Origin of the sequence: Streptococcus oralis Uo5, assembly GCF_000253155.1 — a bacterium.
Classification (GTDB): domain Bacteria; phylum Bacillota; class Bacilli; order Lactobacillales; family Streptococcaceae; genus Streptococcus; species Streptococcus oralis_L.
In genome coordinates this window covers 1,623,399-1,635,493 of sequence record NC_015291.1, presented here as the reverse complement: position 1 = coordinate 1,635,493, position 12,095 = coordinate 1,623,399, and the positions used below count along the sequence as shown (strand labels likewise).

Annotated in this window: 9 protein-coding genes; 8 read left to right on the top strand and 1 reads right to left on the bottom strand. The window is 40.2% G+C overall.

Annotation, left to right across the window (positions count from 1 at the left end; all coding sequences use genetic code 11):
- Positions 1-16: 16 nt before the first annotated feature.
- Positions 17-1,501, bottom strand: a complete 1,485-nt coding sequence (locus tag SOR_RS08135; RefSeq protein WP_000743590.1) for a DUF1846 domain-containing protein — start codon at positions 1,499-1,501, stop codon at positions 17-19.
- Positions 1,502-1,654: 153 nt separating this feature from the next.
- On the opposite strand from SOR_RS08135, the gene SOR_RS08130 reads away from it, so the two are divergent.
- The 8 genes from SOR_RS08130 to SOR_RS08095 all read left to right on the top strand — a co-directional run bounded on the left by SOR_RS08130 (position 1,655) and on the right by SOR_RS08095 (position 11,966).
- Complete coding sequence (locus SOR_RS08130; RefSeq protein ID WP_001156774.1) at positions 1,655-3,265, top strand: glycoside hydrolase family 13 protein; 1,611 nt, start codon at positions 1,655-1,657, stop codon at positions 3,263-3,265.
- 169 nt (positions 3,266-3,434) lie between these two features.
- Positions 3,435-5,402: a peptide ABC transporter substrate-binding protein gene (locus SOR_RS08125; protein ID WP_000837391.1), complete on the top strand. Its 1,968-nt coding sequence runs from the start codon at positions 3,435-3,437 to the stop codon at positions 5,400-5,402.
- 147 nt (positions 5,403-5,549) lie between these two features.
- On the top strand, positions 5,550-7,511 hold the full coding sequence (locus SOR_RS08120; RefSeq protein ID WP_000594272.1) for a peptide ABC transporter substrate-binding protein: 1,962 nt from the start codon (positions 5,550-5,552) through the stop codon (positions 7,509-7,511).
- A gap of 191 nt (positions 7,512-7,702) precedes the next feature.
- Positions 7,703-9,148 carry an LCP family glycopolymer transferase CpsA gene (gene cpsA / locus SOR_RS08115; protein ID WP_000091220.1) on the top strand — a complete coding sequence of 482 codons (1,446 nt, stop codon included), beginning with the start codon at positions 7,703-7,705 and terminating at the stop codon, positions 9,146-9,148.
- 1 nt (position 9,149) lies between these two features.
- Positions 9,150-9,881, top strand: a complete 732-nt coding sequence (gene cps4B, locus SOR_RS08110; RefSeq protein WP_000565330.1) for a capsular polysaccharide biosynthesis protein Cps4B — start codon at positions 9,150-9,152, stop codon at positions 9,879-9,881.
- 8 nt (positions 9,882-9,889) lie between these two features.
- Positions 9,890-10,582 carry a capsular polysaccharide biosynthesis protein CpsC gene (cpsC, locus tag SOR_RS08105; protein ID WP_000664128.1) on the top strand — a complete coding sequence of 231 codons (693 nt, stop codon included), beginning with the start codon at positions 9,890-9,892 and terminating at the stop codon, positions 10,580-10,582.
- 9 nt (positions 10,583-10,591) lie between these two features.
- A complete protein-coding gene (locus SOR_RS08100; protein ID WP_001142498.1) occupies positions 10,592-11,275 on the top strand; it encodes a tyrosine-protein kinase in 684 nt (227 codons plus the stop codon).
- A 97-nt stretch (positions 11,276-11,372) separates the two neighbouring features.
- A complete protein-coding gene (locus SOR_RS08095; RefSeq protein WP_232501621.1) occupies positions 11,373-11,966 on the top strand; it encodes a sugar transferase in 594 nt (197 codons plus the stop codon).
- Positions 11,967-12,095: the final 129 nt, after the last annotated feature.

The following is a 12,095-nucleotide window of genomic DNA, read 5'->3' as shown; positions in this document are numbered from 1 at the left end:
GGAGAGGTTCGAATCTTTACTTACGATACAAGCGATCGTATTGGTAGTAAGGGTCAAAGGTTACGTTGATGCCTAGTTTGCGAAGGACATTCTTGTCTTCATCGGTCAAGATGATGGTAGAGTGGGCTTCGCTACCTTTTAGATTACCCAGTTCCTTCATTGCACGCGCAGCATCAGGATTTTCCATAGCTGTGATTGCAAGAGCAATCAGGATTTCATTTGAGTGGAGGCGAGGATTGCGGCTACCTAGGTGATTGATTTTAAGACCTTGAATTGGTTTGACGACTTCAGGCTCGATGAGTTTTACTTCCTTAGCGATGTCAGCTGATTTTTTGATGGCATTGATCAAGGCGGCAGCTGTAGGGCCAAAGAGTTCAGAGTTTTTACCAGTGACAATGTCGCCAGATGGTAATTCGAGAGCAAGGGCAGGCCCACCGGTTTCTTCTGCCTTTTGGCGTGCTGCGACAGCAACCTTACGGTCTGCAGGTGTGATACCGAGGTCGTTCATGAGAAGTTCAATCTTCTTGACAGCAGTTTCTCCGACTTTTTCAGCCTTGAAGTCAAGAACTGTTTGGTAGTAACGGCGAATGATTTCTTGTTTAGAGGCTTCGATAGCAGCTTCATTATCAGTAATAGCAAAACCAACCATGTTGACACCCATGTCTGTTGGTGAAGCGTATGGAGATTCACCGAGAATGCGTTCCAACATACGTTTGAGCACTGGGAAAATTTCGATATCACGGTTGTAATTGACAGTGGTTTCTCCGTAGGTTTGGAGATGGAAAGGGTCAATCATATTGACATCGTCAAGGTCTGCTGTAGCAGCCTCATAGGCTAAGTTGACCGGATGATGAAGGGGCAGGTTCCAGACTGGGAAGGTTTCAAACTTAGCGTAACCAGACTTGATGCCATTGAGTTGGTCGTGGTACATGTTGGACATACAAGTTGCCAATTTTCCAGAACCAGGTCCAGGAGCGGTTACGACAATCAAGTTGCGACTGGTTTTGATGTAGTCGTTTTTCCCCATACCTTCTGGAGAAATGATGTGATCCATATCAGTCGGATATCCTTTGATTGGATAATGAAGATAAGAATCAATCCCGTTTTTATCTAACTGGTTGCGGAAGGCATCTGCAGCGGGTTGTCCTGCGTATTGTGTGATGACAACTGAGCCAACAAAAATTCCCAGCTCATTGAATTTGTCAATCAAACGAAGAACTTCTTGGTCATAAGAAATGCCTAGGTCGCCACGCGCTTTGGAATGCTCGATATTGCTAGCGTTAATGGCGATCACAACTTCAACTTGCTCTTTCAATTCTTGCAAGAGCTTGATTTTATTGTCAGGCTCATAACCAGGAAGGACTCGAGCAGCGTGGAAATCTTCTAACATTTTGCCACCAAACTCCAAGTAGAGCTTGCCGTCAAATTGGTTAATGCGCTCCAAAATGTGGTCGCGCTGTAGATTCAAATATTGTTCAGAACTAAAAGCTTGTTTTTTCATTTTTTTACCTCTGACCTCTATTATAATAAAAAATTGGAAGATAGGAAACTACGGAGTCAAAAAAAGAAATCAAAAAGATTAGGCAAACGCTTGCACTAAGTTTAAAAAAGCGCTATCATAGACTATAGATTATTAAAATAATGAGGTAAACAGATGCAAGAAAAATGGTGGCACAATGCCGTGGTCTATCAAGTCTATCCAAAGAGTTTTATGGATAGCAACGGAGATGGGATTGGTGATTTGCCAGGAATTACTAGTAAGTTAGACTATCTAGCTAAGCTAGGGATTACAGCGATTTGGCTTTCTCCCGTTTATGACAGTCCGATGGATGATAATGGCTATGATATTGCCGATTATCAAGCGATTGCAGCTATTTTCGGGAACATGGAGGACATGGACCAACTCATCACAGAAGCTAAGAAGCGTGATATTCGTATCATCATGGACTTGGTGGTCAATCATACCTCGGATGAGCATGCTTGGTTTGTTGAGGCCTGTGAAAATCCTGATAGCCCTGAGCGCGACTACTATATCTGGCGGGATGAGCCTAATGAGTTGGAGTCTATCTTTAGTGGGTCTGCTTGGGAATACGATGAAAAGTCGGGTCAATGCTATCTTCACTTTTTCAGCAAGAAACAGCCTGATCTCAACTGGGAGAATGAAAAACTTCGCCAGAAAATTTATGAGATGATGAACTTCTGGATTGATAAAGGGATTGGCGGTTTCCGTATGGATGTTATTGACATGATTGGGAAAATTCCTGATGAGAAAGTAGTCAATAACGGTCCTATGCTCCATCCCTATCTCAAGGAAATGAATCAGGCGACCTTTGGAGATAAAGAACTCTTGACAGTGGGAGAAACTTGGGGGGCGACACCAGAAATTGCCAAACTCTACTCTGATCCAAAGGGTCAAGAATTGTCTATGGTCTTCCAGTTTGAGCATATCTGTCTTCAGTATCAGGAAGGGCAGCCTAAGTGGCACTACCAAAAAGAGTTAAATGTAGGGAAGTTAAAAGAAATTTTTAACAAATGGCAGACAGAGCTGGGAGTTGAAGACGGCTGGAATTCCCTCTTCTGGAATAACCATGACCTCCCTCGAATCGTCTCTATTTGGGGAAATGACCAAGAATACCGTGAAAAATCTGCTAAAGCCTTTGCGATTTTGCTTCATCTGATGAGAGGAACTCCTTATATCTATCAGGGTGAGGAGATTGGGATGACCAACTATCCGTTTGAAACACTGGATCAAGTAGAAGATATTGAATCCTTAAACTATGCGCGTGAAGCTCTTGAAAAAGGCGTTCCGATAGCAGAAATCATGGACAGCATCCGTGTCATTGGTCGTGATAATGCCCGTACCCCAATGCAATGGGATGAGAGTAAAAACGCTGGCTTCTCAACAGGTCAACCTTGGTTGGCAGTTAATCCAAATTACGAAGAAATCAACGTTCAAGAAGCATTAGCAGATCCAGATTCAATCTTCTATACTTATCAAAAACTGGTTCAAATTCGTAAGAAGAACAGCTGGCTGATTCGCGCTGACTTTGAATTGCTTGATACGGCTGACAAGGTTTTTGCTTATATCCGTAAGGACGGTGACCGTCGCTTCCTAGTTGTAGCTAACTTGTCCAATGAAAAACAAAACTTTTCAGTAGAAGGAAGAGTTAAGTCAATCTTGATTAAAAACACTACTGCTAAAAAAGCAGTTGAAAAACAAACCTTAGAGCCATGGGATGCCTTCTGTGTGGAACTAACGGATTAAAATAAGTGACCCTCAAGCCTTTGATGCTTGAGGGTCTTTTACTAAAAATTATATAGAAAACCCTTTTAAAAATATTTGTTAGAATTTTCTAAAAAATCTGGCGAAAGTTCTTGCTTTTATGAAAAAATAGGGTATAATGGTGAAAACACTATCTTTAAGGAGATTACTTATGAAATCGAAAAAGTGGCTCTTAGGAGCAGGTGCTGTTTTGAGTGCAGCCCTACTGTTAACTGCTTGTGGGCAAAGTGAAAAGAAAGCGGATGCTCCCAAGACATTCTCTTATGTCTACGCTATGGATCCATCTTCTTTGGACTATAGTGTGACGAGCAAGAGCTCAACCTCTGACGTTATAGCAAACGTTGTTGATGGTCTTTTGGAAAATGATAAGTATGGGAACTTAATTCCATCACTTGCAGAAGACTGGTCTGTTTCAAAGGATGGTTTGACTTACACCTACAAACTTCGTAAGGGTGTAAAATGGTATACTTCTGATGGAGAAGAATACGCTGAAGTTAAGGCCAAAGACTTTGTTACTGGGCTTAAACATGCCGCTGACGGAAAATCAGATGGTCTTTCTTTGATTCAGGATTCTATCAAAGGTTTGGCAGAGTATGTCAGTGGTGAGAGCAATGATTTCTCTACCGTAGGAGTTAAGGCTGTTGATGATTACACGGTAGAATACACGCTCAACAAACCAGAGAGTTTCTGGAACTCTAAGGTCACAACTGCAACCATGCTTCCAGTTAATGAAGAATTTTTGAATTCTAAAGGGAGCGACTACGGTGCACCAACCCCATCAGGTATCCTATACAATGGTCCTTATTTCTTGAAATCATTGACTTCAAAATCAGTCATTGAATATGAAAAGAATCCAAACTACTGGGATAAGGACAATGTTAAGATTGACAATATTAAACTAACCTTCTACGATGGATCAGATCAAGAATCCTTGATTCGCAGCTTTACACAAGGTGCCTATACAACAGCCCGACTCTTCCCAACAAGCTCAAACTTTGAGTCAACTAAACAAGAGTACGGCGATAAGATTGTTTATAGTCCACAAGAAGCGACAAGCTACTACCTTACTGTTAACGTAAACCGCCAATCTTACAATAAAACAGCCAAAACAGACGAGGCTCAAAAAACTTCAACGAAAGAAGCTCTTCTCAACAAGAACTTCCGTCAGGCGCTGAACTTTGCCCTTGACCGTCATTCTTATACTGCTCAGTTGAATGGTGAAGAAGGTGCGAACAAGATTATCCGTAACAGCCTAGTGCCTCATGACTACGTTCAAGTAGGCGAAAAGACCTTTGGAGAGTTGGCGCAGGCAGAGCTTGTTTCATATGGAGACCAGTGGAAAGATGTAGCCCTTACAGATGGCAAGGATACGATTTACAGTCCTGAAAAAGCTAAGGCTGCCTTTGCTAAAGCCAAGGAAGAATTGCAAGCCAAGGGTGTTACCTTCCCAATCCATTTGGATATCCCCGTTGAACAAACAGATGTAATCGCGGTTCAACAAACCAACTCACTCAAGCAGTCAATCGAATCATCACTTGGTACAGAGAATGTCATTGTCGATGTCCTTCAAATGACAGATAATGAAAAAATAAGCATTACGTCCCAAGCTAAGGTTCCAGCACAAAAAGATTACGACTTGAATGGAACTGGTTGGGGACCAGACTATCAAGACCCAGCTACCTACCTCAACATCCTTGATGCTAAGAAGGGTTCTGCCCTTAAACACTTGGGGATCACTCGTGGAAAAGATCCAGAAGTGATGGCTCAAGTCGGTCTAGACGAATACAAGAAACTCTTGGATGATGCTGCAGCTGAAACCAGCGACCTTAATAAGCGTTATGAAAAATACGCCAAAGCTCAAGCTTGGGTGTCAGACAGCTCGCTCTTAATCCCAGTTGCTTCTTCAGGTGGTTCTCCAACTGTTAGCCGAACTGTACCATTCACAAAAGCTTACTCTCAAGTCGGAATCAAGGGAGACCCATTTGTGTTCAAAGGTTTGGAGTTGCAAAATGACGTTGTGACTGCAAAAGAATACGAAGAAGCCTTCAAGAAATGGCAACAAGAAAAAATCGAAACAAATGCCAAGTACCAAAAAGAACTTGAAAAACACGTCAAGTAATCTATAAACAGAAAAGGAAGTTGCAGGAAACTGTGCTTCCTTTTTTGTTTTAAGACACCAGTTGTCATAAAAGCAGTAACTTTACATTTTTGAATAAATTTGATAAAATATGGTTATGTTATAAAAAGTGACATAAAGGAGTGAATGATGATCAAAATGAAAAAAAGACTAATCGGGACAGGTCTTGTCTTAGCGACAGGGATTTTGCTCTCGGCATGTGGACAGTCCAACACAGATACTAGCACTTATTCATCAACATTTAGTGCGAATCCAACAACTTTTAACTATCTTCTAGATTATTATGCAGATAACACTGCCGTTATTACCAATCTTGTAGATGGTTTGCTAGAAAATGACAGCTACGGGAACCTCGTGCCTGCTCTTGCGGAGGATTGGTCTGTTTCATCAGATGGTTTGACCTATACCTACAAGCTTAGAAAAGATGCCAAGTGGTATACAGCTGATGGTGAGGAATATGCTTCAGTCAAAGCTCAGGATTTTGTCACTGGGATCAAATATGCAGCTGACAACAAGGCGCAAGCCATGGATCTGATCCAAAATTCAATCAAGGGATTGAATGACTATGTGACGGGTGTGACCAATGACTTTTCAACTGTTGGTGTCAAAGCCTTGGATGATTACACGGTCGAGTACACTTTGACTCGACCAGAACCGTACTGGAATTCAAAGACAACTAATAGTATCCTTTTCCCAGTTAATGAAGAGTTCTTGAAATCAAAGGATAAAGACTTTGGTACCTTGACACCAGACAGCATCCTTTATAACGGCCCCTATCTGTTAAAAGATTTCACATCAAAATCTTCGATCGAATATGTGAAGAATCCACACTATTATGACCATGATAAAGTAACCATTGAAAAAGTTAAGTTAGCCTACTTTGATGGGTCAGATCAGGAGATGACTATTCGAAACTTTGAAAGTGGTGCTTACTCGATTGCAGGAGTCTATCCAAATAGTTCAAACTATGCTAAGACAAAAGAAAAATACCAAGACAATATCGTCTATAGCTTACAAGACAAGACATCTTGGTACTTTAACTTTAACGTCAACCGCAAAACCTATAATCATACCGCTAAAACAACGGACGAACAAAAGAAATCAGCTCAAACAGCTATTTTAAATAAAAATTTCCGTCAGGCTATCAACTTTGGTATTGATCGAACAGCTTACTCTGCTCAATCTAACGGTGAAGAAGCAGCGAGCAAAACCCTTCGTAATACTCTGGTTCCCCCAACATTTGTTCAGGTGGGAGATAAGACCTTTGGAGAAGTAACAGCCTCTAAGCTTGTGAACTATGGAACTGAGTGGTCAGGTATCAATTTGGCAGACGCTCAAGATGATTACTTTAACAAGGAAAAGGCCCAAGCAAAATTTGAGGAAGCTAAAAAGGAATTGGAAGCCCAAGGCGTGACTTTCCCAATCCATTTGGACGTTCCTGTTGATCAGACAAATAAAAACGCAGTTTCTGGTATGAACTCAGTTAAACAAACCCTTGAAACAGTACTAGGTTCTGACAATATCGTCATTGATGTTCAACAGCTTTCTACAGATGACTTTGGAAATGTTGCCTTCCTAGCACCAAATCCAGCAGCTCGTGACTACGACCTAAACTTTGATGGTTGGGTTGGTGATTACCAGGATCCATCAACTTATCTAGACCCCTTCAATGCTGAAACTGGCTTCTATCTCAAAATTTTTGGCCTTGATGCCAAGGAAGACCAAGAACTTATCAAGAGTCTGGGACTTGATACCTATACACAACTCCTAAAAGAAGCAGATGCTGAGAATAAAGATGTCGCTAAGCGTTATGAAAAATACGCTGAAGCTCAAGCTTGGATGATTGACAATTCTCTAGTCATGTCTGCTATGTCAAATGGTGGGACAGCCTCTGTAACCAAAGTAACTCCGTTTACACGTGCCTACTCCCTAGTAGGAATCAAGGGCGACGGAAATAATTATAAGTACATGAGATTACAAAAAGACCCTGTTACCAAGAAACAATTTGATGAAGCCAAGGCTAAGTGGGAAGAAGAAAGTAAAAAAGCTATCGAAAAGAGCCAAAAAGAGTTTGAAAACCACGTAAAATAAGATTACAGACAAGGTTGCCTCCGAGCGCCTTGTCTTTTTGTCTAGAATAGCATTCGGAACCTTGCTCATATTTTAGAGCAATTTAAGAAAACAAAAGCGAATGAAAACGCTGAAAATAGAAAGGATGGATGGAATTTCCATCATAATTGTGATATAATATTTATAACTATTAACGTGTATAGGGGATTATTATGAGTAGACGTTCAAAGAGAGCTCGTTTAGGGAATGTAAAACGAAATATTAATATAGCTTTATCAACCATTTATTTATTATTGAGTGGTTTTTTATTGTTCTTAATTTTCAAACATAATATCTTAGCTTTTCGATACCTCAATATTCTTACTGCGGTTCTTATTTTTATTTCTGCTGTAATTGCAATCCTTCTGATAGTGTATAAGAAAGCTGAGAAGTTTACGGCTTTCTTTTTGACACTTGCTATCGTAGTTAGCTCGGTTTCTCTCTATGCTTTGCAGCAGTTTGTCGGTTTTACAAATCATATCAATGCGACCTCAAACTACTCAGAGTATTCGATGAGTGTGGTCGTTTTAAAAGACAGTGAAATCAACAATGTGACCCAGTTGGATAGTGTAACAGGTCCGACTGAAACAGATAATGATAATATCCAAAAGTTGGTGACAGATATTAAGACGACACAGAGTAAAGACTTGACAGTTGAACAGAGTGCTTCTTATCTAGCAGCCTATAAGAGTTTGATTTCAGGTGAGGCAAAGGCGATTGTCTTAAATAGTGTCTTTGAAAACATCATCGAAGCAGAGTATCCAGATTATGCTTCAAAAATCAAAAAAATCTATACAAAAAAATTAACTAAGGATGTTGCGGCACCAAAGGTATCGAAGAATAAAGCTTTCAATATTTATGTGAGCGGTATTGATACCTATGGACCGATTAGTTCCGTTTCGCGTTCAGATGTGAATATTCTAATGACTGTGAACCGAGATACCAAGAAAATCCTTCTCACTACAACTCCTCGAGATTCCTATGTTCCGATTGCGGATGGGGGAAATAATCAAAAGGATAAATTGACTCACGCTGGGATTTATGGAGTGGACTCATCAATTCATACTTTGGAAAATCTCTATGGTGTGGATATTAACTACTATGTTCGCTTGAACTTCACTTCTTTCTTGAAATTGATTGACCTTTTAGGTGGTGTTGATGTCTATAATGATCAGGAGTTTACAGCACATACTAACGGGAAGTATTATCCTGTTGGGAATGTCCATCTAGACTCTGAGCAGGCTCTTGGTTTTGTTCGTGAGCGTTACTCTCTAGCAGATGGAGATCGTGACCGTGGTCGGAACCAACAGAAGGTCATTGTTGCTGTTATTCAGAAATTAACTTCAACTGAGGCTTTAAAAAACTACGATAACATCATCAAGGGATTGCAAGATTCTCTTCAGACCAATATGCCTTTGGAAACCATGATGGATCTGGTTAATACTCAATTGGAGAGTGGCGGGAACTACAAAGTCAACTCTCAAGATTTGAAGGGAACTGGACGCACGGATCTTCCTTCATACGCTATGCCAGATAGTAACCTCTACATGATGGAAATCGACGATAGTAGTTTGGCTGGTGCGAAAGCTGCTATCAAAGATGTGATGGAGGGTAAGTAGTATGATAGATATCCATTCACACATCGTTTTTGATGTGGATGATGGTCCAAAGTCGATAGAGGAGAGTAAAAAACTTCTTAGAGAGGCCTATAATCAAGGAGTGAGAACAATTGTTTCCACTTCGCATAGACGAAAAGGGATGTTTGAAACTCCTGAAGAAAAAATCGCAACTAACTTTTTGAAGGTGAGAGAAATGGCTAAGGAAGTTGCGGATGACTTAATCATTGCCTATGGGGCAGAAATCTACTATACGCCGGATGTTGTTGAGAAGTTAGAAAAGAAATTAATCCCAACCCTCAACGACAGTCGCTATGCTTTGATTGAGTTTAGTATGAACACACCCTATCGGGATATGCATAAGGGGCTGAGTAATATTCTAATGTTAGGCATTACACCCGTCATTGCCCACATTGAACGTTACGATGCTTTAGAAAACAATGAAAAGCGCGTGCGAGAGCTAATTGACATGGGATGTTATACTCAGGTTAATAGTTCTCATGTTTTGAAACCAAAACTCTTCGGAGAAACCTATAAATTTATGAAAAAGAGAGCCCAGTATTTCTTGGAACGAGATCTGGTTCACGTGATAGCAAGTGATATGCACAACTTGGATCACAGACCTCCTCATATGGAGGAAGCCTATGATATCATTGCCCAAAAATACAGTGAAGATAAGGCTAAGGAACTTTTTAAGGATAATCCCCGAAAAATAATAATGGATCAATTGATTTAGGAGAAAAAATGAAAGAACAAAATATGATGGAAATCGATGTATTTCACTTGCTTAAAATCCTTTGGAAACGAAAATTGTTAATTGCTTTGGTAGCATTCGTGACAGGGACAGTAGCTTTTGCCTACAGTAGTTTTATTGTGAAGCCGGAGTTTACGAGTACGACCCGAATTTATGTGGTCAATCGTAATCAGGGAGATAAGCCTGGTTTGACCAACCAAGACTTGCAAGCGGGATCTTACTTGGTAAAAGACTATCGTGAAATCATTCTCTCGCAAGACGTTTTAGAGAAGGTTGCGACTGATTTGAAACTAGAACTCCCTCCAAAAGGTCTAGCTAGTAAAATCAAGGTAACAGTTCCAGTGGATACGCGTATTGTATCGATTTCTGTTACAGATCGTGCACCTGAGGAAGCTAGCCGTATCGCCAACTCTTTGAGAGAGGTTGCGGCTCAAAAGATTATCAGCGTCACTCGCGTTTCGGATGTGACAACGCTTGAAGAAGCACGCCCAGCAACATCACCATCTTCACCAAACATTCGTCGCAATACCATGGTTGGATTCCTTGCGGGAGCGGTTGTGATGGTTGTCACAGTTCTCCTTGTTGAGATTTTGGATACACGAGTGAAACGTCCAGAAGATATTGAGGACGTGATGCAAATTGCACTATTGGGAGTAGTTCCAAATTTGGATAAATTGAAATAGGAGAGAAAAATGCCAACGTTAGAGATTGCACATAAAAAATTGGATCAGGCAAGAAAAGCAGAAGAGTACTACAATGCCCTTCGCACTAATATTCAATTGAGTGGGAATAACCTGCAAGTTATTTCGATCACATCCGTTAAACCAGGGGAAGGAAAATCAACAACTTCTACCAATATTGCTTGGGCTTTCGCGCGTGCAGGCTATAAGACACTGTTGATTGATGCGGACATCCGTAATTCAGTCATGTCAGGTGTCTTTAAATCACGGGAAAAGATTACAGGTCTAACAGAGTTTTTATCTGGGACGACAGATCTATCACAAGGTTTATGTGAAACCAATGTTGAAAATTTGTTTGTCATTCAAGCGGGCTCTGTATCACCAAACCCAACAGCTTTATTACAAAGTGAAAATTTTGCGACCATGATTGACACCTTACGCAAGTACTTTGACTACATCGTCGTAGATACTGCCCCGATTGGAGTTGTTATCGATGCGGCGATTATCACGCAACAGTGTGACGCTTCTGTTTTGGTAACTGCTGCTGGTGAAACCAATCGTCGTGATGTCCAAAAAGCTAAAGAACAACTCGAACAAACAAGCAAACCATTTCTAGGAGTAGTTCTAAATAAATTTAATACTTCAGTTGAAAAATATGGCTCCTATGGAGCATATGGGAACTATGGGAAAAAGTAGGGAATCATGTAGTTGGAGAATTATCTAAGGGGATTATTACAAGGGGGAGTTTTAGGTGAAACAAAACAAGATCATCTATATTGCCTTCAAAAGGTCTATGGATGTATTTATCGGCTTGTTTGGAACGGTATTTATAGTTTTACCCTGTTCTCTGGTCATCTTTGTAATCTATAAAATGAAAGGTTACAAAGGAAGTATATTTTTTACACAGTGCAGAGCAGGTCTCAGAGGGAAAAAATTTAAAATCATTAAGTTTAGGTCGATGGTCGAGAATGCAGAAGAAATTCTGATTTCGAATAAGGAACTTTATGAAAAGTATAAAAAGAATAGCTATAAATTGCCACCAAATGAGGATCCACGACTTACAAATATTGGAGATTTTATAAGAAAAACAAGTATTGATGAGGTTCCACAGTTTATAAATGTACTACTAGGTGATATGAGTCTTATTGGTCCAAGACCAATTCTTGAAAATGAACTAGACGAATATACCGAGGATGAACAGGAAATTTTATTGTCTGTTCGTCCTGGGATTACAGGGATATGGCAAGTTTCTGGTAGGAGTGGAGTATATTATCCTGAACGTTGTGAGATGGAATTATATTATCCTAGAAATCAGTCTTTACGGTTAGATATCAAAATCTTCTTTTTGACCATTAAAAGAGTGTTATCTCGTGAAGGGGCGCATTGAAAAGTCAAGCTGAGTCGATATGGAGCGGAATATATAAAGATGAAATTGAATACTAAAGATATCCTTTTGTATTCAATTTCATCTTTTCGGGTCAAGATAGTTTTAGTGGTGAACTATTTGGAATAAAAG